The following is a 21,387-nucleotide window of genomic DNA, read 5'->3' as shown; positions in this document are numbered from 1 at the left end:
GAGGCTAACGGACACCATGGACGCTAATTAGAAAAAAACAGCGATTTTTCAAATTTAACGGTCACCACAGCACTTAATTACTGCAAACAACCGCCAAAAGGGGCATTATTGTCTAAATAGTTGCAGTTGTGTCCGTTAAAAATCAAAATGGTCGAAATTCCCCTATATAGCGGCAGCTGTGTCCGTTAGAATCAAACATGGCCTGACGGTCACCACCATATATGAAAAATGGGACTTACGTTCTTGCCCGCTTTTTGAGGTACTTAAGATAGATGGATCAGAGGCCGGTTATATTTTGAAAGACACACTCCGTGTTAGAATCGGACCCATTGCAACCACAAGAATCGCCGATTGTTACTACGAGTACGCGTATAAATACTTTCATGCGATAAATAGCTTCATTGATCAATCACTTAGGTCGGGTCTTATCTTTTCTTTTCTTCTATTAAGAAGGCGTTTCGGGGGAAAAAGATTCCTGAAGCTCCGGTTTAACAAATTGACGGACATATTGGCGGAACTGGTCCCGAAGCGGTGAGAGCGGCTGGTCTGCGGCATACCCAAGCACGCCATACACCGCCGGATCGTCTTGGCCGGGCAGCGGCAGGGATTTCAGTTCACCGGCAGCAAGCTCTCTTTGGATGCCCGACAGCGGGAAGATGCTGATGAAGTCGCCGGAACGCACGATGCTTTTGATGATTTCGGGCGAATCGGCTACGGCCCGTTCCCATAGATGGATGTTGCAGGCAGCGGCGTATGAGCGGGCGTATTCCATCATAAACGAACCTTCGCCGTGCTGAACGAAGAACTGCTTCGCGATCAGCTGATGCGTCAGCGACTTCAACCCGGCAAACGCATGGGTTCCGGAAAAGATCAGCGCTGCATTTTCTTTGATTAATGTTTCTTCTTTTACAGTTTTCGGCATCTCCGTTGCGGGTTGTCCGGTATAATAGAAAGCTAAATCGATCTCCTGACCGAGCAGAAGCTCGCGGATCCGCCGGGTGGGTTTGATGCTCAGTTCAATTTGAATGCCCGGATACAGGCTGCAGAAGCCGCTGATGAGCGAAGGAAGGTAATAGTTTCCCATCATGCTGTCGGCGCCGATATGCAGATGGCCTTTGTTTAAATCGGCATAATCCTCTACGGCTTTTCTGGCCTCCTGAGCCATGGCCGTCATTTTTACCGCATATGGGTACAGCGCCTTGCCAGCTTCCGTTAACAAAATACGGCCTCTTTTGGCTTCAAACAAGGCGACGCCCAAATCTTCCTCCAGGCTTTTCATATGAAATGTAACGGTAGGCTGCTTCATATTCAGTTCCCGCGCCACATCCGTCACTTTTTTGAGCTTTTCGATCAGAACTAGGATTTGCAATTTTAACAAATTCAATGATATTCCCTCCCAAAAACACCTTTCTGAAGCTAATTATAGAGTTAATCTATGTTTATATAAAGAGAATGTATAGATTTTTGTTTTTCATTTTACAAAACGCCTCATTTTACAAAATGATAGAGAACTACAATGAATTTGTCGGCAGCGTTAATAGAACTGCTGTGACAAACATAAAACAGGGGGAAACAAAAGATTATGAAACTGAAAAAACCGTTACTTATGATTTGTACGTTGGCACTGGTCGTTATGCTGGCAGCCTGTGGTAGCAAAGGCACCGAAGGAGACAGCAACGCATCTGGAACGACAACTGATAATAAAGCTGCAGAACTGAGCGGCTCCATCCTGGCCGTAGGCTCCACGGCGCTTCAACCGCTTGTCGAACAGGCAGCACAAAAATTTATGGCTGAATCCCAGTATTCCAAAATTCAAGTGCAAGTGCAAGGCGGCGGCAGCGGCACAGGCTTGACGCAAGTATCCGGAGGACAAGCGGATATCGGCAACTCCGACGTGTTTGCAGAAGAGAAACTGAAAGACGAAGCCAAAGATCTGGTTGACCATCAAGTGGCGGTTGTGGCTATGGCTGCCGTAACCAACCCGGACGTAGGTGTAGATAACCTGACCAAGCAGCAGCTGGTTGATATTTTCACAGGTAAAGTAACGAACTGGAAAGAACTTGGCGGCAAAGACGAAGCGATCGTGATCGTAAACCGTCCATCCAGCTCCGGTACCCGCAAAACATTCGAAAAATATGCACTGGGCACCAAGACGGAAGATTTGAAAGGTTCCATCCAGGAAGATTCCTCCGGCACGGTTAAGAAAATCATTTCCGAAAGCCCTGGCGCGATTGGATACCTGGCCCTTTCCTACCTTGATGACAAAGTGAAAGCCGTGAAATACGAAGGCGTGGAAGCTACCGTAGAAAATGTAACATCGGGCAAATATCCTGTGTGGGCTTACGAGCACATGTACACCAAAGGCGAACCAAAGGCGCATGTTAAAGCATTCCTGGATTATATCGCTTCTGATGCGGTACAAAACGGCGACGTTGTCGAGCTTGGATATATTCCGGTATCCAAAATGGAAGTGAAACGCGACGCTGACGGCAATATTTCGAAATAGGTTTTGAACTAGTTTGACATAGTTTGGATCTTGCAAATCTTTGAAATAAGCATTGAAGAGGCGGAAGGAACATTCTGCCTCTATTTTCACTTTAGAAAGAAGGACAGCGATGAAAGCAATAGATGAAAGGCCTGTTCAGGCTCAGCCGGCCCCAGCCAAGCGTTTGAAAAAACATCATGCGGAAGATCTTGTGGGCCGAAGCTATACGTCGATTTGCGTGGCTTTGCTCATTGTCATCATCATTTCAATCGTATATTTTGTCGCATCCAAAGGACTGGCGACGTTTATTCGCGATGGCGTCAGTCTTGGCGATTTTCTGTTTGGCACCACTTGGGACCCGGAAGGGAACCAGGGTGAACCGGTGTTTGGCGTGCTGCCGTTCATTTTCGGTTCCTTCGCCACTTCGCTGCTCGCCGCCCTGATCGCAAGTCCGCTCAGCATCTGCGCTTCGCTGTTTATGACGGAAATCGTTCCCGGCTGGGGCAAGAAACTGCTGCAACCCGTGATCGAGCTGCTTGCAGGCATTCCATCGGTCGTTTACGGCTTCATCGGCTTGACTGTCGTCGTTCCTTTTTTGCGCGATGTGTTTCCCGGACAGGGGATCGGGATCGCGGCCGGAGCGCTGGTGCTGTCAGTCATGATCCTGCCGACGATAACAAGCGTGGCTGTGGATGCTTTGTCATCGCTGCCGCGCGGATTAAAGGAATCCTCTTTTGCGCTTGGGGCTACACGCTGGCAGACGATTTCCAGAGTTATTTTGCCAACCGTGCTTCCTTCCATTTTGACAGGCATTGTCCTAGGCATGGCACGCGCGTTCGGCGAAGCTCTGGCGGTGCAGATGGTTATCGGGAATGCGCCGCATATCCCGCGGTCGCTGTTCGAATCCGCATCGACACTAACCAGCGTCATCACGCTGGATATGGGCAACACGGTCATGGGTACCGTGCACAGTAATGCACTGTGGAGCATGGCGCTCGCGTTGATGTTCATGACCTTTATCTTCGTGGTCATCGTTAGGCTCTTGGAAAGGAGACATCGGATTTGAAAGCGAAACTGACCGACAAAATCGCAACGTTCTTCATCGTGGCGTTTGCCTTGCTGATCGTGGCCGTTCTGGCTGGACTTATCGGATTTATATTGGTACGCGGGCTGAATCATATCAGTTGGTCCTTCCTGACCTCGGCACCGCAAACGATCCGTGCGGGCGGCGGCATTGGACCGCAACTGTTTAACTCTTTGTTTTTGCTTGTGCTGACTTTGATCATTACCATTCCGCTGGGACTTGGCGCAGGCATTTATATGGCCGAATATGCAAAACCCGGCAAAATTACCGGAGCGATCCGGCTTGTCGTAGAGGTATTGTCTTCGTTTCCGTCGATCGTTGTGGGTCTGTTCGGCTTGCTGCTGATCGTCAATACGTTTGGTTTCGGATTTTCGCTTTTTTCAGGAGCGCTGGTTCTAACCATCTTTAACCTGCCGCTTATGGTGCGTATTACGGAGCAGGCATTCCGCAGCGTACCGAAGGAACAGAAAGAGGCGGGACTGGCTTTGGGCCTGTCCAAATGGAAAATCATTTCCTCGGTTCTGTTTCCGGTCGCGTTGCCAAGCATCGTCACAGGCACTGTTCTGGCTGCCGGCCGGGTATTCGGGGAAGCGGCGGCACTGCTGTTTACGGCAGGGATGTCCACGCCGCGTCTTGATTTCACCAACTGGAACCCGCTCAGCCCGACGTCGCCGATCAACCCGTTCCGTCCGGCAGAAACGCTTGCGGTGCATATCTGGAAAATCAACAGCGAAGGCATCGCGCCGGATGCCGCGCAGATTGCCGCAGGCGCTTCGGCTGTGCTCGTCATTTTGGTGCTGGTGTTCAACCTGCTTGCCCGCTGGCTCGGTGGCGTATTGTACAAAGCCATGACGGCATCCAAACGTATGGGATAGGAGGACATCAATATGCAAACCACATCGTTTCGCACAGAGCATCTCAGCGTATTTTACGGACAATATGAAGCTGTGAAAAATGTTAACCTAAATTTTCCGGAGCGAAGCGTCACCGCCTTGATCGGCCCATCGGGCTGCGGTAAATCGACGTTTCTGCGTTCGCTGAACCGGATGAACGACGAAATTTCGCAAGCTAAAATCAAAGGACGCATCTGGATCGATGGAGAGGATATCAACGATCCGGCAACCGACGTCATCCAGCTTCGCCAAAAAATCGGGATGGTATGGCAAAAACCAAACCCGTTTTATAAATCGATTTACGAAAACATTGCTTTTGGTCCCAAATATCACGGTATCAAAGATAAAAAGCAGCTTGATGAAATCGTTGAAACCAGCCTGCGCAAAGCGGCGTTATGGGATGAGGTCAAGGACCGCTTGAAGCAGTCGGCTTTGTCCCTGTCCGGCGGGCAGCAGCAGCGGCTGTGCATTGCACGGGCATTGTCCGTCAAACCGCGGATTTTGCTGCTGGATGAGCCAGCTTCGGCCCTTGATCCGGTATCGACCTCAAAGGTGGAGGAACTGATCGTCGAGCTGAAAAAAGAACTGAGCATCGTCATCGTGACTCATAATATGCAGCAGGCAGCCCGTATTTCCGATTACACGGCTTATTTCTATCTGGGCACATTAATGGAACATAACGATACTGAAATTATTTTTACCAATCCTGAAAATCATATGACTCAGGAATATATCTCCGGCCGGTTTGGCTGAAGTTATGACAGTCTTTCGAGTAAGGCATGTTAGTGCTGTTCGGGCGGAAGAACAAAAGGGTATCCCAAGGTGAATGCACCTGCAGGGATACCCTTATTTGGCGTGCGGCTGTTTTTGCAGATAACCGAAGCCGGGTCTTAGTGTCCTTCCGCTCTGTCTACATGAGTCAGATGCCGGCGGCGGACAAGCAATGTCACTACACCCAGAAATACCATCAATGCGCCAAAATAAAACGGCGTTTCGGCATGATACCATTCCGACAGCTTTCCAGCGAGCCATGGGGATACGGCGCCGCCAAGGAAACGGACAAAACTGTATGCAGCGGAAGCGACGGAACGCTCTACCGGGGCCGCCTGCATCACGGCCGTGGTGATCAGCGTATTGTTGATGCCAAGGAAGATCCCGGCGACGATGACGCAGACGATAACCGTTTTTGGAGAGTGGTTATAAGTTCCTACGCCCATCACGGCCAAAACGATGGTAAACAAGGTGAGGACCGCACAAATCGATTTCACGACGCTGAACCGCTTTTGCAGCTTCGGAGCGACGAAGACGGAGGTGAAGGCCAGGAGGATGCCCCAGCCGAAAAATACATAACCCAGGCCATGTTCATCCAGTTCCATCACGTATGGGGAATAAGCCATCAATGTAAAGAAGCCGAAGTTGTACAGGAACGCCGTAATGCCGAGTGTCAGCAATGCCGGATAGGATAATGCCTTGAAAGGATCCGCAAGCGAGCTTGCTTGCTTTGGCTTTGGAACCGCAGGAAGCATGAAGATGATAAAAATAAAAGCAATCAGCATCAAAACCGCAACTCCAAAAAAGGGACCGCGCCAGCTGATCGAACCTAGTTCGCCGCCAAGCAAAGGTCCGACGGAAATGCCGAGACCAAGCGCTGCTTCATAAAGGATGATCGCTTGAGCCGTACCCGAAGTCGACAGGCCGACTATTGCGGACAATGCGGTGGCGATAAACAGGGCATTGCCCAGTCCCCAGCCGCCGCGGAAGCCTACAATCTGTGCGATGGTATCGGAGAACCCGCCGAGTGCGGAGAAAATAATAATCAGGAAAATGCCGGAAAGCAGCGTTTTTTTAATCCCGATCCGGCTGGAAATGAAGCCTGTGATCAACATCGCGATGCCAGTAACCAGGTTGTAGCTGGTGAACAGGAGAGACACCTGGCTTTTGCTGGCATGCAGCTGCTGGGCAATGGCAGGAAGGATGGGGTCGACGAGACCGAGTCCCATAAAAGATATAACGCAGGCAAAGGCGATGGCCCATACCGCCTTGGGCTGAGCGAGCAGCCCTGCTTTCCTCTGTTCGAGTTCCAGAGGTGTTGTCGTGCTGGATTTCATAACATTCATTACCTCCATTTTGTTGTAAGTGTATTTTCAATTTTCAATAGGGCCCGCCTCAAAAAAACGCAAGCGATGACGACATTGCGTTTTTTACAGAAAGACGTTTCTCTATGTTCTTTTAGACATAAATTATTTTAAACTCAGTTAACGTTAACGTCAACGTTAACTTTTGGATGCAGATCATGTTTGATGCCGTTATGCCATCTTCATTGCCATTACCGATGTTGTTAAAGCAACTCCGCATGCTTCTATAGCTGAAAATCATCCTGACAAATAAAACAGCTCTATAAGCCGGATATATTGCCGGATCATAGAGCTGTTTGCCAATGTATGGCCGTATAACTGGTTAGTTGAAGCCGCAGGGGTTGAATCAGGATTCGTGCAGGATGCAGTCTGCAAACAAAATGAATTTCGGAATGCGGAAAAACTGCTCGGCTCGATCCTGAAAGCTTGGCGACGGCAGTGTTCCCTGATGCAGCCATTTGCGGAACGTTCCCGGATGGATGTTCATCCACTGGCTGACGTCGCTGACGGACAGGTCATGCACCATGCAAAGCCCTGTCAGAATTTTGTTGTCTACAGGGGAGCGGGTCAACGTTCTGCGCATGAAGCGGGATGAAGTCGGCTGACAAATAATCGGACTGTTTGTCGTAACGGTTCGGTTAAAAAGAATATGATGCGGGTAACCAAGGAATTGGCATACCTTGTCGAGATTCTTTTTGCCCGGAATCCGTCCTTCATAGACCCAAGCGCTGACGCTTCGCGAGGAGACGCCGAGTTCCTCGGCAAGCTGCGACAGCTTGATATCGTTTGCCATCAAAACCGCCAGCAGTACCCTGTTGCGGACTTGGCAGCGGGAAGGCCTGCGGAAGCGTTTGACGCGAATACCTTTCCCCAAATATTTGCGATTGATCAGAGACCACGCCTGAATTGAATGTTGTTCTTGTTGTGTAGGCATATTTCCTCCGAAGTTTTTCTTAAAATTCTACATTTTTATCGACCTATTTTCAATAGTAACTATCGCCCAATTTTATGACTTCATTCCTACTATATTTCATTTTTTATTAGAGTTTATGGGATGATTCTCACAAACTATGGCCCACTATTATCCTTATTTACCTTAATTTACTGAAAAGGTTACAAAAAAGATTACTGAATTGCAATTGAAACAGCCTGCTGAACGGGGTACAATGCAGAGGAACTAGATTGCTAGATTCTTTTTGAATCGACATGCAGGGAGGAAAAACAAGAAAAATGGAAGATTTCCTCCGGCAAGTCTATGCAAAATATGCAGGAAAAGGTTGGTAGAGAGAATTGAAAAAGGTAATGCAATGCTCCAAGTTTCTTTTATCCCTTGTACTTATTGTAGGCATTGTTCTAGCTGCAGCCGGCCATGAGGCGACGGCGAAAGGAAGTGCTAAGGCATCGGGCGCATCTTCCGTTTTTGTGGCCGTAAACGATACACTTGTTACTTATCCCGTATCGCCGGTTATACATAAGGGAACTTTATATGTTCCGCTGGTTGAAACAGCTTCAGCAATGAATATTTCCGTGCAATATTCAAAAGGCAAAGTTACGCTGAAGCATAACGCGGGCGCATCCGTGACGCTGCCGGCAAACGGCCAAAATACACTGGTTAAAAACGGGAAAACATTTATCTCGTTTCGTGTGCTGAGCCAAAAATTCGGGTTCCAGCTCTCCTATCTGTCGAACCAGAATTTGTACCGTGCATTGAACAAAGGAGCGGCTTTGACGGATGCTCAGCTGGCCAACAAGTACAGTTCCTATATCCAGCAGAATAAGACCAAGGCGACAGCTGCAGCCAAGCCTGCAGCGGGCTCCAGAACGATTTACATCACTTTTGACGATGGACCTTCTCCGTACACGCCGCAGCTTTTGAATGTGCTTGATCAATATAACGTAAAAGCAACTTTCTTTATGCTGGGCAACCAAATTGCCAACCACCCCGCATCGGCTGCAAGGATCGTCAAAGAGGGACACGGCGTAGGGTTGCATGGCATGACGCACCAAAAAAACAAATTTTACGCCTCGCCTTATTCGGCACTTAACGAAATGAACATGGACAATGCGCAATTGCATAAGGCAGCTAATGTAAATACGAAGTTGATCCGTCCGCCATACGGAAGCAAACCTTATTTCACCAAAGCATACCGCGATCAAACGGCTGCTTACGGTTATCGTCTGTGGGATTGGAATATCGACTCCAATGACTGGAGATACAAAAGCAACCCGCAAAAGATTTACGACAGTGTTATGCGGGATGTCAAAAATATGAAGAGGAAAGGAATTACCCCGGTCGTTCTGTTCCATGACCAACAGGCTACGGTATCGATTTTGCCGAAGATGATCAAAGCGATCCAAGCTGAGGGTTACACGTTCAAACCGCTGACGAACGATATGAAGCCGCTGAATTTCTGGCATGATGAGCGTTAAAATATCGAAGCAACCACCAGGTGAGGGCAGGATGCTTCACCAAATCTATGAAACGGGCCGGAAGGAATGATGTCCGGCTTAGCAGTCCGATTCCTTCTTTCATAAGATGTAAGAGATCATATGAAAGGAGGAGCGGATTGTGAATTCGCTCGCAGTCAATAGTATAAGCACGGTGGGCGATAATCCACCCAAAAGCTAGATACCGATAACTTCTCTTTTACTATGCGGGAGGATATGGTATATTTTTTTTGTAACCTTAAGAGTTGGACAAGGAGATATGCCATGATTAAACATATTGTTTTTATCAAATTGAAGGATAGATCTCCGGAAAGCGTTGACAAAACGGCGGCGGTGCTGCGTGCTATGGAAGGAAAAATTCCGCAGCTGCTCTCCATTGAAGTTGGCGTTGATGTCATGCATTCAGAGCGTTCATTTGATATTGCCCTCGTTACCGAAGTGCCCTCTCTGGAAGACTTGCAGGCATATCAGGTGCATCCCGTTCATCAGGAAGTCGTTCGTCATTTGAATGAAGTAAAAGAATTATCCGTTAGCGTTGATTACGAAATCTAACAGATAGGAAGTACTTGATTATGAGCGATTTGGAATACCCAATGGAAACATTGACCCTGCTTGTGGTATTTGTCGCAGCGATTTTTATTATGTTCTTCTGGTTAAAGCGGCGGGGCAAAAAAGGGAAATAATATCTGCAGCTTGGAGGTACGGATCTTGTATTATGTAAATCAGGAACAGATCCAGCATCGTCTGGATGCGATTCCGGAAATTGCCGAAGCCCTGACGAAGGTTGCCGTTTCTTGGGACGGGAGCGTTATGTTTGGCATGGTTCAGGAACGTGCCCTGCACTTGGCGATTGAGGTCGTCACCGATGTAGGCAGCTATTTGATCGACGGTTTTATTATGCGTGATGCCAGCAGCTATGAAGATATTATGGAAATCAATTATGAAGAAAAGGTCTTTGACGGCGAAGTATATAATGTTCTGCTTGAACTGGTCAGTCTTCGTAAAGCTTTGGTGCAGGAATATTTTACGTGGAAGCGTTGTGAGCTTCACAAGCTGACGCCGGTCCTGCCGAATGTGCTGGACAAGTTTGCCGATCAGGTCCGCGCGTACATCAAGCAAGAGCTCAGACTGTAATTCCGTTATGAAGATAACGACCTTGTAAGCCCATCCCGAAGGCCGGATTGGGCTTGTTGTTTTTAGCAGGCCATGCTGCTGAAAATTTCGTTCTGTCCTTTGTGTCAGGACAGTCTCTTCGTGCTTATAATATCCTAAAAATAGGCATTAGCCCGTAAGGGTGAAGGGAGTGACACATCATGGCGGAATGGGGCGCTGTTTTGCTTGGCTGCGGATTCGTATTGTTCGCCGTTGTCGCGGTGATTCTTCTGCATACGCTCAGAAGAGTGCTGCTGCGGACCGAGGACGTACTTGGCAAGGCTGGGAATGAGATTTCGCAGCTGGCGGCCGAATCGAGAGAGACGATCGTGCAGGTCACGGCGACGTTATCGGAGCTGCAGAGCCGGGTGGAGGAAGTGCGGCCATTCTGCGAATCGCTTCAGCTTGCAGGCGTAACTTTGGCGGCCACGCTTGAGCGTGCGGATACCATTGTGCGGCAGGCAGCGGATTCGGCCATGGAACGTTTGGAGAGGGCCCACCGGGAAAATGAGCTTCGCTTCGCGGAAGCCTACCGGTGGCTTGATGCCGGGTTATCGGTATGGCATTCCTTCAAACGCCAGTCACAATCCTCTACGGACGATCATGCCTAGCGCGAAGGAGAGATAAGCGATGAAGGAAAAAAACAAAAGCTTGTTGTGGGGCGCATTGATCGGCAGCGTGGTCGGCTCGGTAACGGCGCTTTTATTTGCGCCAAAGTCAGGCAAGGAGCTTCGCCAGGATATCGCTGAAGGAGCCAGAACAATCGGCAATAAAACGCAGGAGCTGGCAGAAAAAGTCGGCGAGCAGAGCGCAAGTTTGATTGGTAAAGTCAGGGATACGGCCGGCAATGTCATTCATGACATCCGCAGCTGGCGCAAATCGGATGAAGATGAAGAGACATCCGAGATGGCCCGGATTTCTTCCTTTGAAGACGGCGGAGGGAAGGAAGCCGTTTTCGTTGAAGATTCGGAGCAGGATGAATTAAAATAAGGTAAAATTGCGGCGGGCCCGTGTTCCTTTGGTATAAGGAAAAACGGGCCTGCTTTTACGCGCGCCTGCGCGCGAACAATTTCCCCGGCGGAGCCTGTCGGTGCGGCGGAATATACACACAGTACAAAACGCATCGATGCAAGGTACGTTTGCGTCAATCATTCATATATTAGCAAAAGAGAGAACGTAAAGTAGTGTTCAAAAGCGGACTTTTTGAACAACCTCATAAAACGAAAAAAAGGAAGCGGTGTGTTCGTGCAGCAAGCAATCGCAGTATTAGACTCGGGTGTGGGGGGCTTAACGGTCGTCAAGGAAATCATGAGGCAGCTCCCACGGGAAAAAATCATTTATTTCGGAGACACTGCCCGCACACCTTACGGACCCCGTTCGTCCGAAGAAGTAAGAAAATTTACGGAGCAGATTGTTGACTTTCTGTATCAATTCGATCCCAAAGCCATTGTCATTGCATGCAATACGGCAACGGCGGCAGCGCTGGATTATATTTCAGCAAAGGTATCCATTCCGGTCATCGGGGTAATCCATCCAGGCGCAAGAGCGGCAATCAGTGCCACGAAGACGGGGAATATCGGGGTGATCGGCACAATCGGCACGATCAGCAGCGGTGCATATACATCGGCGCTTCATCAGCTTTCGCCATATGTGCATGTGGTGAGCGAAGCATGTCCGGCGCTTGTTCCGCTTGTAGAGCAGGGACAATTCCGGTCGAAGGAAACGACCGCTGTTGTCAAGGAATCGCTGCGTGGCATCAAAAACTCTTCGATCGACTGCCTGATTTTGGGCTGCACTCATTATCCGTTTCTAAAAGACACGATTCAGGAAGTGATGGGTAAAAAGGTAAAGCTGATCAGCTCCGCGGATGAAACGGCAAGGGAGGTCAGCACGATTTTATACGACAAGGGACAGCTGGCCAGCAGAAACGAAAGCCCGGTCCATCAGTTTTTTTGCAGCGGGGATGCGGATATGTTCCAGAAAATAGCGAAATCCTGGCTGGGCGAGCAAATTCGCCGGACACCTGTCGTTTGGCAAGTTTCGAAGTTTGTTGAGTCATTTTGATATCAGTTCCAAGGGAACTCCGCTTCATGCGGGGTTCTTTATTTAGATATTAGAAAGTATAAACTTCCGGGGTCTCCGCAAAGTAATCGGAATAAGCTTCAAAGGCTTCACGTCATTTCGTTTGGGGCGGTTTTTCGCATCGGTCAAGGTGTCGGCGTCATACAATCAAAGAACACGGTCTGCAGCGCTTGCTCCAAGGCGGAAAAAAGCTGCATAAAGCGGCGGAGCGTCAAGTCCGACAGACCGATTGTCCTGATTACAAAAGCAATGTTCAGCAGCGGCAGGAATTCGCCGCGGGAAAGGAAGACGCCATGCAGCAGTATACCGTATGTAAAGGGGATACCTTGGATCGAATCGCGGCCAGCAGGGGGTTGTCCAGGGTCCATATTATCAATGCCAACCCTTGGGTGGGAGAACAGCCGTATTTGGTGCCGGGGCAGATTATTTTTTTGCCGTCCTCGCCAAGAAGAAGATACGTCATCCAAAGAGAGGATTCACCGGAGAAAGTGGCGGATGCTTTTCATGTTATGGAAGCCTCCTTGCTTGAAATGAATCCGGGCCTGTCCCGAAGTTATTTTCCTGAGGGGCGCGTGCTTGTGCTGCCTCATGCCGGGAAAAAAAGGACGGTATATCCTGCAGGGGAATACGGATATCGGCATTTATGCCATGATATAGCCAAGCTGACGCAGCTCTACCCACGGATTACAGCCGGAACCATCGGCGAAAGCGTGCTCGGCAAACCAATCCCCTATGTAAAAATCGGAGAGGGTCCCAGAAAAATTCATGTGAACGCTTCCATCCATGCGAATGAATGGATAACGACTCCCTGCATCATGTATTTTATCGAGGAGTACGCCCATGCTTGCAAATTGGGAAAACGCTGGAACGGCTACGATCCATGCCAGTGGTTTGCGCAAAATACGCTTTGGGTTGTGCCGATGGTAAATCCCGACGGCGTAGAGCTGGTGCAGGAAGGCGTATTTCCGAATAATCCGTATTATGAACAACTGACGGAGTGGAATGGAGGACGCAGCGATTACCGGCATTGGAAAGCGAATATCAACGGCGTGGATTTGGGGGACCAGTTCCCCGCCCATTGGGAAGAAGAAGTGCAGCGGCGGGGGAAGCATTCTCCCGGACCGAGGGATTACGCAGGAACATCGCCACTCAGCGAGCCGGAAGCGGAAGCGCTGGCGGCTTTTACCGTCAAAACAACGCCGGATGCGGCGATTTCGCTGCACAGCCAAGGGCAGGAAATTTATTGGAATTACCGTAATTATGAGCCGAAGGAAAGCAGGGAGTGGGCGCGGCGGCTCGGTCAGGTCAGCGGATATCGCCCCGTTAAACTCGAGGGCAGCGATGCAGGCTACAAAGACTGGTTTATTCAGGAATTCCGAAAACCCGGCTTTACGGTCGAGATCGGACTTGGCAAAAACCCGCTGCCTTTAGAGGATTTCGACGATCTCGCTTTGGAAACAGGGCTTGTAGTGGCGGAACTGCTGTCGATATGAAACCATTTTGAAACATTTTCTGTAAAAATGCGTATAATACGTTAAGAGGGGACGGCCGCAACAGCTATTTAGGCGATCGTTTCCTCTTTTCACTGAATGTTCAAATTTGATCAGAAAAGGGAGCAGTCAGCATGAAATGGAGAAAGCTGCTATCGATACGATACTGGTCGTATATGACAAGGCAATCCTGGCGGTATCTGGCCGCCACGCAGGTATCGCTTGCGGACAAGCTGCTGTTTCTGGTTCCGGTGCTGCTCTACTGGGTTTTGCCGGACGTCATGCCCTTTGTTCCGATCGACGATATCGGCGTTACATTGCTCGTAATGAACTGGTTTGTTTCCCGTATGAACAAGAAGTATCCGTCCCTAACGACTCATGACCCAGCCGCGCCTCCCAAAAGCAGACGTTAACTTGCCTTGCGAAGCGCAGCGGGTTTCTTTACAATAAGGTTAGCTTTTAACTCAGATACAGGAGATGTAACTTCCCTATGAAATGCAAAATTACGCGTAATGCCGCCAAAGTGCTGCAAAGAGAATTGGAGAAAGAGGAAAACCGTGATCTGAAGCTTCGCGTGTTCGTCACTCATTCCCATGGAGATCATGCGCATTATGGTCTGGATTTGGACAAGCCGGGCGAAAACGATGAGGTTGTAAGCACAGACAAGAACATCGATGTACTGCTGAACCGTAGTGAGCCGCTGCTGGATGGAGTAAAAGTAGATTACTTGTATTTTCCGCAGGAGGGATTTGTGATTACCAACCCTTCCAAAGGCAATCACGGCGACCACTAATTTTTTTCGAAAAATGAAAGAAAAGGGTGCAAATGATGGCCAATGATATCCGTATATGCGATAAGTGCAATCATATACAAATGAAAAGTTTAATTCCAAAGCTGAAAAAAATGGCTCCTGATACCGAGATCAAAATCGGCTGCAAATCGTATTGCGGTCCTTGCGGCAAGCGGGCGTTTGTTTATATTAACGGACGTTATATCAGCGCGCCGACCGAAGAAGAAGTACTCGCCAAAATGGAGCCGTATATCAAGTAAAGCGCAAGGACGAGACTGGAAAATACTTACGTGGCTGCCGCGCATAGTTCCTTTCAGGAAAACCCATCCTATAACGTGGATAGGAACTTTTCGAGTGAAGGAGAGAGCAGCCCATGGCATCAAGGTACGATTCCAGTCTGCAATCGCAAAATCCGATTTCCCAGGCTCAAAATTCAGTAGAGAAGCTGCATTATGCAGTTTCGCAAGCGATGTCCCATCCGAATGCCCAAATGGTAAAGCAGGCCCAAAGCCGGCTTGTACACACGGAACAGGCCGTTCGGCAAGCCGGGGACAGCTTGAACGGACAAGCCGTTGAATTAGCCGAGGAAATGCTGGCAGAGGAAAAAAGCCGTTTGGCATCCGTAGCCTCTGCCATCGAAGGAGAACAAACGAAATAAGTTGCCTGTCTAAGGGGTTGTTCCAAGTAGTTATGCTACGGGAGCAGCTCCTTTTTGCGTTGGTACGATTTCGGCCATGATAATGCCGAATAACCCGGAAAGCCTGCGCAAAAGGCAATTCCGGGTTATTCAATATCATTTGGCGGCGATGTTCCCGCTGAGAATCCGCCGAAAATGTTACGCGCTGCCTAACGCTTTCGCGGCGGGAGAGGCCCCAGGAACTGATAGTATTGGCACTCGATCCGACCGTTGAACAGCTTGCGGCGTTTATCCGCTTTGCGTCCAAAGTAGTGCTCGAACTGTTTGGTCGGGCTGATGGCGAAAAAGGACCATGTCGGCAGCTGGGCGGCGGTATGGCCCAATTGGCGGATCAGTTTTTCGACCTCGGCTTTTTCGCTGAGCCGCTCGCCGTAAGGGGGGTTGGTGATCAGGCACCCGTATTCCCCTTCCGGTTTGGCTTTGGCGGCAGGCAAAACTTGAAATGTGATTTCGCGTCCGAAGCCGGCGCTTTTGGCAGCCGCTTTGGCAACTTCAATAGCTTGCGGGTCAATATCGCTCCCCGTAAGCTGCAGGGGTTCGTCATCCCGGACCGAATCATAAGCCTCCTCGCGCGCTTCGTTCCAAAGCTGTTCCGGAATAACGCGCCAATGCTCGGAAGGAAAAGAGCGGCGCAGCCCCGGGGCGATATTCCAACCCATGAGCGCGGCCTCGATCAAAATGGTTCCCGAACCGCAGCATGGATCGTATAAAGGGCGGGAGGCATTCCAGCGGCTGAGCTGCAGCAGCGCGGCAGCCATCGTTTCCTTGATTGGCGCCTCGGTCACAAGTTTGCGGTAACCGCGCTTATGCAAGGCCGGCCCGGTCGTGTCCAGCGTAAGGAGCGCCACGTCTTTAAGAAGATTGACTTCAATGACATAACGCGCTCCGTTTTCCGGAAACCAATCCTTGCGATAACTCTGTTTGAGTTTTTCTACAATCGCTTTTTTTACGATCCCTTGGCAGGCGGGAACGCTGCTGAGCTGGGAATGATGGGAACGTCCTTCAACAGGGAATTCCCCGTCAACCGGAATCCAGTCCTGCCAAGGCAGAGCTTTCGTTCCTTCAAAGAGCTCGTCAAAGGTTGTGGCCGGAAACTCTCCCATTTTGACGAGGATCCGGTCCGAGGTCCGCAGCCACAGGTTGCAGCGGCAAATATCCTTGAGATCTCCTGCGAAAGTGACTCTGCCGTTCTCGACCTGCATGTCGGTATAACCTAACTCTTTAAGTTCGCGCGCCACGATGGCTTCCAGGCCCATCGGGGCGGTTGCAATCAATTGCAAACGGGACATATGCGGTTTCAACTCCATTTTTAGCCTTGATTTAACAATCAGAATGAAAGGAAGTCATCATTCCATCTCTAGAGACGGAATGAATAGATGCTCGAATAGGTTTTCAATTCAATCTACAGGTGTAGAATGAATTGAAGCTCGAATATATCTTCAATTCAATCTATAATAGTATAGGTTAATGTAAGTGGAGAAACAAACCTTTCGTGAAGGATTTTGTCATTGAATGTTGAATGTGAAGGAGAGTCTAAGCATGAGTCCTGAAGAATATGCGGACCATTTTCTTGAGAATGACGGGCAGTTAGCCCGTGTAAAACAAAATATCGCCGAAAAAGGCATGCCCGATATTTCCATCGCGCCGGGTTACGGGCGGCTTTTAACGATGCTCGTTGCGGCTACGAAGGCGGCGCAGGTGCTGGAAATCGGCGCCCTGGGCGGCTACAGCGGCATCTGTTTGGCGAGAGGGCTGACGCCGGAAGGACGCCTCACGTCACTTGAGCTGAAACAGGAGTTTGCCGATGTCGCGCTGGAACATTTGACCGAAGCCGGATTCGGCGGACAGGTGGACTATTTGATCGGTCAGGCTGTAGACAGCTTGGAGATGCTCAAGCAGGAAGGCCGGAAGTTCGATTTCTTTTTTATCGATGCGGACAAGGAGAATTATCCCGTCTATCTGGAATATGCGATCGAACTTGCGAATCCGGGGGCGATCATAGCGGGTGACAACACATTTTTACGCGGAAGAACGTTAAACCTGGACAAAAACGGCCCATCCGTACAGGCGATCCGTCGTTTTAATGAGCAGATGGCCACGGATGATCGGCTGATCGGCACGATTCTGCCGGCTTATGACGGCCTGGCCGTAGCGATGGTGAAACCGCAGGGGCAGTAGTTCCCGCATGGCTTATGAAAGATGTTTGCGGCACAACTTGGGTTGAACTTAAAGGCGGTATGCAGGCGGTGAACAAAAGAAGAAATGGCGTTTGGTCTTCCAGCAGAGAGGCCTGAACATCGAATTTTGCAAATCCTGAATTAAAAAAAGGTGGCGCAGAATGGTTCTGCCCACCTTTTTAAACATATCAACTTCCGGGGCTCGGCAAAGTAATCGGAATAAGCTTCAAAGGATACACGTCACTCCGTACTTTTGCTTCGCAAAAGCGCCTCTTTGTGAGAGAGGCGTCGGACTTCTTTCGGATACTCTCCGTACTTTTGCTTCGCAAAAGCGCCTCTTTTGTGAGAGAGGCGTCGGACTTCTTTCCGATACTATTTGCGGGGTTATTTTAGGGTTATCGGTACTGCGGTGATTTATGCTTTTTGTACAGCTTAAGCCGCACCCAAACCATATTCATTAGCAGCAGGCAGCCGGAGATGATAAACAATCCTTCGATGCCGATAAAACCGGATAAAAATCCGCCGACGAGCGCCCCCAACATGTTGCCGAGCGCCAGCGTGCTCGTGTTGAAGCCGAAAGCCCGGCTTTCCATGCCATCAGGCGAATATGATCGGATCAGGGCGTTCACGCTTGGAAGCAGGCCGCCCATAAAGATGCCCATCAGGAAACGAATGATAATGAGCTGCCATACAGATTGAACAAAAGCCTGCGGAATCAGCATCAGTCCGGCGCCAATCAAGGCATAGGTCAAAACGCGGTGCGCCCCCACCTTGTCGCTGACCTTCCCGAGAATCGGCGAGGTGATCATGTTGGACAGCCCCGTGACGGCACTGACCATTCCGGCCCAGAAGGCCAGATTGGCTTGTGAAGCGTGAAGCTTCTCCACATACAGCGGAAGCAGCGACATCGGACTCATCATGGCGAACTGCAGCAGAAAGGTGACGGCAAACAAGGCCGGCAGCTGCGGAATCTGCACCAGCTCCTTGAACCCGTCGAGAACGGACATCTGCGGCGTTTTAGCTGCCTCTTCACGGTTAAAGTTCTCTTTGACCATGAAAAGCGCAAGCATCGTAGCGATAAAAATCAGAATGCCGATAATATAGAAAATAGGGCGGAATCCGAATAAATCCGCAAGGCCTCCCCCGATGAGAGGACCAAGAATCGTCCCTGCCACGGAGCCGGACTGCATGATACCCATTGCAAACCCCATCCGGTTTTTCGGGGTGGTGCTGGATACCAGCGATATCGAAGCAGGGTTAAAGCCGGAAATCGTACCGTTCAGGAGCCGAAGCACCAGCAGCTCCCACGGGCTGCGGGCGAAGCCCATTAGCGTAATGACGATCGACATGCCGAAGCCGGAGCGCAGCAGCATGATTTTTCGTCCGTAGCGGTCGGCAAGCTTCCCCCAAAGGGGCTGAAAAATAAAAGAGGTCAGGAAGTTGGCTGCAAAAATCATCCCGGCCCACATGCCAATCCTATGTTCACCCCGTACCCCCAGATCCATCGCCAGATACAGGGACAGGAACGGAGTGATCATCGTCATGCCGGAATTGACCAGAAACTGGCCGATCCAAAGGACGATCAGGTTGACTTTCCACGATTTCAATGTGCTTTTCACTTCCTTTCTGTCATGACTGCAAATCTCATCATGAAAAACACAGGTTATTCCAGTATATCACATCCCGCGTAGACAGCTCGGTAACAGATGTCATATTATTGTCATCGGATGCGGCATCGTACCGGTTGTTACTTACTTTCAAAAAGGGCATAATATAGATTAGAAAAATTCTAAATTAGTATTGGAGGCTCCTTCATGACCTACAACGATACACTCATACGTGCCAGTTATAAGCAGGAAGTGGATCATGTCCCTGTCTGGTACATGAGGCAAGCGGGGAGGTATGACCCCGAGTACCGCAAAATCAAAGAGAAGTATTCGCTGCTTGAAATTTGCCGCCAGCCGGAGCTTGCAGCGGAAATTACGATGATGCCGGTGCGCAAGCTGGGCGTGGATGCCGCCATATTGTATTCGGATATTATGAATCCGGTTGCTTCCATTGGAGTGGATTTTGATATCGTAAAAAACATCGGCCCGGTGATCGACAATCCGATCCGGAGCAAAGCGGATGTGGAGAAACTTCGTCCGATTGATGTAGACAAGGATTTATCCCATATTATGGAGACGATCCGCATTCTTGACCGCGAGCTTGAAGTCCCGCTCATCACCTTTGCCGGAGCGCCATTTACGATCGCGAGTTATCTGATTGAAGGACGTCCTTCAAAAAGCTACATTTTGACGAAAACATTGATGTACAGCGAGCCGGAAGTATGGAATCTGTTGATGAACAAACTTGGCGATATGGTCATTACATATGTTAGAGCCCATATTCAAAATGGCGGCAAGGCCTTCCAGCTGTTTGACAGTTGGGTAGGGGCGCTTGCGCCTAAGGATTTTGAAAAGTACGTGCTTCCGACCATTACTCGTATCTTTACCGAACTTTCGGATTTGAATGTACCTAAAATATATTTTCCGGGCGTCAGCTCCGGTGAACTGCTTCCTACGCTGACGCAGCTGCAGGCGGATGTCATCGGACTGGATTGGCGGGTTTCTATCGCGGAGGGCCGCAAACGTACTGGCGGCAAATTTGCGATGCAGGGCAACCTGGATCCGTATATTTTGACGGCGCCTATGGATATCATCAAACAATATGCCAAAGATATCGTTGATGAAGGTTTGGAGAAACAAGGGTATATTTTCAATCTGGGACATGGGCTGTTTCCCGAAGCGTCGCTGGATAAACTGAAGGAGCTAACGGAATATATCCACGAGTATTCGGCAGCCGTTTTGAAGAACGGAAAATAAAAAACGAAAGACCAACATTTTCGAAGAGGTGATCGTATGATGAAAACAAAAGTAGGCGTTCTCGTCATGTCTTACGGAACTCCGGAAAGCTTAGAAGGCATAGAAGCGTATTATACGCATATCCGCCGCGGGCATGCACCGTCCCCCGAACAGCTTGAAGAGCTGGAAGACCGGTATAAAGCTATTGTAGGCGGGGTTTTCCCGCTGCGCGAGCATACGAATCATCAAGTGGAAAGCCTGCAGGAAGCACTCAATACCGACAGCCGCCTGCATGACGTCGAATTCGTATGTTACCAGGGTTTGAAGCATGCCAGTCCTTTTATTGAAGACGGCGTGGAGAGCATGGCTAAGGACGGCATTAAAAAAGCGGTCGGGATCGTGCTTGCGCCCCATTACTCGACGATGAGCGTGGAAAGTTACGTAAAACGCGCCCAAGCCAAGGCGGATGAGTTGGGAGTGAAATTCACTTTCGTGAAGAGTTATCACTTGCATCCGCAGCTTATCGAAGCTTTCTCGCGCCGGGTGAAAGCCAAACTCGATCTCTTTAAGGAAGCGGGCGCCAGCCGTGACGAAGTACGCGTATTGTTTAGCGCGCACAGCCTACCGGAGAGAATTCTGGAACTTGGCGATCCATATCCCGAACAGCTGATGGAGACTTCCCGCGCCATTGCCGACAAAATCGGGATCACGTCATGGCAGTTCGCTTGGCAAAGCGCCGGCCGCACCTCGGAGCCTTGGCTTGGTCCGGATATTCTGGATACGATCCGCAATCTCAGCAAAGAGCAGGTTGAAAACGTGCTGGTGGCCCCGATCGGCTTCGTGTCCGACCATCTCGAAGTGCTTTACGATTTGGATATCGAAGCGCAGGAGGTCGCTAAAGAGCTTGATATGCGCCTGATGCGGATCGATATGCTGAACAGCGACCCTCTTTATATGCAAACGCTTTGCGATTCAATCGTTGACCAGCTCAAAAAATCTGAAATGGCTTGATAGCCGTTTGGCACATCAAAAAATCTGAAATGGCTTGATAGCCGTTTGGCACAATCAGGAACCCTCCGCCCCTGGCGGAGGGTTCTATTTGCTTGTATGG

At 49.7% G+C, this 21,387-nt stretch carries 23 protein-coding genes; 18 read left to right on the top strand and 5 right to left on the bottom strand.

Annotated features, from left to right (window positions below):
* Positions 1-445: 445 nt before the first annotated feature.
* Positions 446-1,384 (bottom strand): LysR family transcriptional regulator, encoded by a 939-nt coding sequence (locus L6442_RS24015; protein ID WP_212979610.1) that lies wholly within the window; start codon positions 1,382-1,384, stop codon positions 446-448.
* A gap of 198 nt (positions 1,385-1,582) precedes the next feature.
* Here L6442_RS24015 and L6442_RS24010 point away from each other — a divergent pair, with 198 nt between their 5' ends.
* The 4 genes from L6442_RS24010 to pstB all read left to right on the top strand — a co-directional run bounded on the left by L6442_RS24010 (position 1,583) and on the right by pstB (position 5,215).
* Positions 1,583-2,506, top strand: a complete 924-nt coding sequence (locus tag L6442_RS24010; protein WP_194231653.1) for a phosphate ABC transporter substrate-binding protein — start codon at positions 1,583-1,585, stop codon at positions 2,504-2,506.
* A gap of 109 nt (positions 2,507-2,615) precedes the next feature.
* Positions 2,616-3,551, top strand: a complete 936-nt coding sequence (gene pstC / locus L6442_RS24005; RefSeq protein WP_194231652.1) for a phosphate ABC transporter permease subunit PstC — start codon at positions 2,616-2,618, stop codon at positions 3,549-3,551.
* Positions 3,548-4,444 (top strand): phosphate ABC transporter permease PstA, encoded by an 897-nt coding sequence (gene pstA, locus L6442_RS24000; RefSeq protein ID WP_212979609.1) that lies wholly within the window; start codon positions 3,548-3,550, stop codon positions 4,442-4,444. Before pstC ends, pstA begins: the two co-directional genes overlap by 4 nt.
* Positions 4,445-4,456: 12 nt before the next feature.
* The gene (gene pstB, locus L6442_RS23995; RefSeq protein WP_194231650.1) at positions 4,457-5,215 is read left to right on the top strand and encodes a phosphate ABC transporter ATP-binding protein PstB; all 759 of its coding nucleotides are present in this window, start codon (positions 4,457-4,459) and stop codon (positions 5,213-5,215) included.
* A 137-nt stretch (positions 5,216-5,352) separates the two neighbouring features.
* Here pstB and L6442_RS23990 read toward each other — a convergent pair whose 3' ends face one another.
* Together L6442_RS23990 and L6442_RS23985 are read right to left on the bottom strand one after the other, a co-directional pair.
* The gene (locus L6442_RS23990; RefSeq protein WP_212979608.1) at positions 5,353-6,570 is read right to left on the bottom strand and encodes an MFS transporter; all 1,218 of its coding nucleotides are present in this window, start codon (positions 6,568-6,570) and stop codon (positions 5,353-5,355) included.
* A 373-nt stretch (positions 6,571-6,943) separates the two neighbouring features.
* Positions 6,944-7,531, bottom strand: coding sequence for a helix-turn-helix domain-containing protein (locus tag L6442_RS23985; protein ID WP_194231647.1), 588 nt, complete (start codon positions 7,529-7,531; stop codon positions 6,944-6,946).
* A gap of 356 nt (positions 7,532-7,887) precedes the next feature.
* Here L6442_RS23985 and L6442_RS23980 point away from each other — a divergent pair, with 356 nt between their 5' ends.
* The 11 genes from L6442_RS23980 to L6442_RS23930 all read left to right on the top strand — a co-directional run bounded on the left by L6442_RS23980 (position 7,888) and on the right by L6442_RS23930 (position 15,217).
* Positions 7,888-9,027 (top strand): polysaccharide deacetylase family protein, encoded by a 1,140-nt coding sequence (locus tag L6442_RS23980; RefSeq protein WP_212979607.1) that lies wholly within the window; start codon positions 7,888-7,890, stop codon positions 9,025-9,027.
* Between the two features lie 282 nt (positions 9,028-9,309).
* Positions 9,310-9,597, top strand: coding sequence for a Dabb family protein (locus L6442_RS23975; protein ID WP_194231645.1), 288 nt, complete (start codon positions 9,310-9,312; stop codon positions 9,595-9,597).
* 156 nt (positions 9,598-9,753) lie between these two features.
* Positions 9,754-10,179, top strand: a complete 426-nt coding sequence (locus tag L6442_RS23970; protein ID WP_194231644.1) for a DUF86 domain-containing protein — start codon at positions 9,754-9,756, stop codon at positions 10,177-10,179.
* A gap of 179 nt (positions 10,180-10,358) precedes the next feature.
* Entirely contained in the window at positions 10,359-10,808 is a 450-nt protein-coding gene (locus tag L6442_RS23965; protein WP_212979606.1) for a hypothetical protein, read from the top strand.
* A 19-nt stretch (positions 10,809-10,827) separates the two neighbouring features.
* On the top strand, positions 10,828-11,187 hold the full coding sequence (locus tag L6442_RS23960) for a YtxH domain-containing protein (protein WP_212979605.1): 360 nt from the start codon (positions 10,828-10,830) through the stop codon (positions 11,185-11,187).
* A gap of 255 nt (positions 11,188-11,442) precedes the next feature.
* Positions 11,443-12,261 carry a glutamate racemase gene (gene racE, locus L6442_RS23955; RefSeq protein WP_272880275.1) on the top strand — a complete coding sequence of 273 codons (819 nt, stop codon included), beginning with the start codon at positions 11,443-11,445 and terminating at the stop codon, positions 12,259-12,261.
* 311 nt (positions 12,262-12,572) lie between these two features.
* Positions 12,573-13,772 carry a M14 family metallopeptidase gene (locus L6442_RS23950; RefSeq protein WP_212979655.1) on the top strand — a complete coding sequence of 400 codons (1,200 nt, stop codon included), beginning with the start codon at positions 12,573-12,575 and terminating at the stop codon, positions 13,770-13,772.
* A gap of 131 nt (positions 13,773-13,903) precedes the next feature.
* The gene (locus L6442_RS23945) at positions 13,904-14,182 is read left to right on the top strand and encodes a hypothetical protein (protein WP_212979604.1); all 279 of its coding nucleotides are present in this window, start codon (positions 13,904-13,906) and stop codon (positions 14,180-14,182) included.
* Between the two features lie 77 nt (positions 14,183-14,259).
* Positions 14,260-14,562 (top strand): HesB/IscA family protein, encoded by a 303-nt coding sequence (locus L6442_RS23940; protein WP_194231639.1) that lies wholly within the window; start codon positions 14,260-14,262, stop codon positions 14,560-14,562.
* 35 nt (positions 14,563-14,597) lie between these two features.
* Positions 14,598-14,819, top strand: a complete 222-nt coding sequence (locus L6442_RS23935; protein WP_194231716.1) for a YuzB family protein — start codon at positions 14,598-14,600, stop codon at positions 14,817-14,819.
* A 113-nt stretch (positions 14,820-14,932) separates the two neighbouring features.
* Entirely contained in the window at positions 14,933-15,217 is a 285-nt protein-coding gene (locus tag L6442_RS23930; protein ID WP_194231638.1) for a hypothetical protein, read from the top strand.
* A gap of 188 nt (positions 15,218-15,405) precedes the next feature.
* Here the strand turns inward: L6442_RS23930 and L6442_RS23925 are convergent, their stop codons facing one another.
* A complete protein-coding gene (locus tag L6442_RS23925) occupies positions 15,406-16,545 on the bottom strand; it encodes a THUMP domain-containing class I SAM-dependent RNA methyltransferase (RefSeq protein WP_212979603.1) in 1,140 nt (379 codons plus the stop codon).
* Between the two features lie 232 nt (positions 16,546-16,777).
* On the opposite strand from L6442_RS23925, the gene L6442_RS23920 reads away from it, so the two are divergent.
* Entirely contained in the window at positions 16,778-17,434 is a 657-nt protein-coding gene (locus L6442_RS23920; RefSeq protein WP_373871833.1) for an O-methyltransferase, read from the top strand.
* A gap of 394 nt (positions 17,435-17,828) precedes the next feature.
* Here the strand turns inward: L6442_RS23920 and L6442_RS23915 are convergent, their stop codons facing one another.
* Complete coding sequence (locus L6442_RS23915) at positions 17,829-19,040, bottom strand: MFS transporter (RefSeq protein ID WP_194231636.1); 1,212 nt, start codon at positions 19,038-19,040, stop codon at positions 17,829-17,831.
* Positions 19,041-19,247: 207 nt separating this feature from the next.
* Here L6442_RS23915 and hemE point away from each other — a divergent pair, with 207 nt between their 5' ends.
* Both hemE and hemH read left to right on the top strand, forming a co-directional pair.
* Complete coding sequence (gene hemE / locus L6442_RS23910) at positions 19,248-20,297, top strand: uroporphyrinogen decarboxylase (RefSeq protein WP_194231635.1); 1,050 nt, start codon at positions 19,248-19,250, stop codon at positions 20,295-20,297.
* Between the two features lie 39 nt (positions 20,298-20,336).
* The gene (hemH, locus tag L6442_RS23905; RefSeq protein WP_194231714.1) at positions 20,337-21,287 is read left to right on the top strand and encodes a ferrochelatase; all 951 of its coding nucleotides are present in this window, start codon (positions 20,337-20,339) and stop codon (positions 21,285-21,287) included.
* The last annotated feature ends 100 nt before the right edge of the window (positions 21,288-21,387 follow it).

Source organism: Paenibacillus azoreducens (genome assembly GCF_021654775.1).
Taxonomy (GTDB): domain Bacteria; phylum Bacillota; class Bacilli; order Paenibacillales; family Paenibacillaceae; genus Paenibacillus_AQ; species Paenibacillus_AQ azoreducens.
This window is presented reverse-complemented; position numbering and strand designations above follow the sequence as displayed.

What these genes read in the sequence shown, in the direction of transcription:
- L6442_RS23985 (WP_194231647.1), bottom strand. Translation starts at nt 7,531, where the DNA reads ATGCCTACACAACAAGAACAACATTCAATTCAGGCGTGGTCTCTGATC.
- hemE (WP_194231635.1), top strand. Translation starts at nt 19,248, where the DNA reads ATGACCTACAACGATACACTCATACGTGCCAGTTATAAGCAGGAAGTG.
- L6442_RS23925 (WP_212979603.1), bottom strand. Translation starts at nt 16,545, where the DNA reads ATGTCCCGTTTGCAATTGATTGCAACCGCCCCGATGGGCCTGGAAGCC.
- pstB (WP_194231650.1), top strand. Translation starts at nt 4,457, where the DNA reads ATGCAAACCACATCGTTTCGCACAGAGCATCTCAGCGTATTTTACGGA.
- hemH (WP_194231714.1), top strand. Translation starts at nt 20,337, where the DNA reads ATGAAAACAAAAGTAGGCGTTCTCGTCATGTCTTACGGAACTCCGGAA.
- L6442_RS24010 (WP_194231653.1), top strand. Translation starts at nt 1,583, where the DNA reads ATGAAACTGAAAAAACCGTTACTTATGATTTGTACGTTGGCACTGGTC.
- L6442_RS23960 (WP_212979605.1), top strand. Translation starts at nt 10,828, where the DNA reads ATGAAGGAAAAAAACAAAAGCTTGTTGTGGGGCGCATTGATCGGCAGC.
- pstC (WP_194231652.1), top strand. Translation starts at nt 2,616, where the DNA reads ATGAAAGCAATAGATGAAAGGCCTGTTCAGGCTCAGCCGGCCCCAGCC.
- L6442_RS23945 (WP_212979604.1), top strand. Translation starts at nt 13,904, where the DNA reads ATGAAATGGAGAAAGCTGCTATCGATACGATACTGGTCGTATATGACA.
- L6442_RS23950 (WP_212979655.1), top strand. Translation starts at nt 12,573, where the DNA reads ATGCAGCAGTATACCGTATGTAAAGGGGATACCTTGGATCGAATCGCG.
- L6442_RS23965 (WP_212979606.1), top strand. Translation starts at nt 10,359, where the DNA reads ATGGCGGAATGGGGCGCTGTTTTGCTTGGCTGCGGATTCGTATTGTTC.
- L6442_RS23990 (WP_212979608.1), bottom strand. Translation starts at nt 6,570, where the DNA reads ATGAAATCCAGCACGACAACACCTCTGGAACTCGAACAGAGGAAAGCA.
- L6442_RS23940 (WP_194231639.1), top strand. Translation starts at nt 14,260, where the DNA reads ATGAAATGCAAAATTACGCGTAATGCCGCCAAAGTGCTGCAAAGAGAA.
- L6442_RS23975 (WP_194231645.1), top strand. Translation starts at nt 9,310, where the DNA reads ATGATTAAACATATTGTTTTTATCAAATTGAAGGATAGATCTCCGGAA.
- L6442_RS23930 (WP_194231638.1), top strand. Translation starts at nt 14,933, where the DNA reads ATGGCATCAAGGTACGATTCCAGTCTGCAATCGCAAAATCCGATTTCC.
- L6442_RS23935 (WP_194231716.1), top strand. Translation starts at nt 14,598, where the DNA reads ATGGCCAATGATATCCGTATATGCGATAAGTGCAATCATATACAAATG.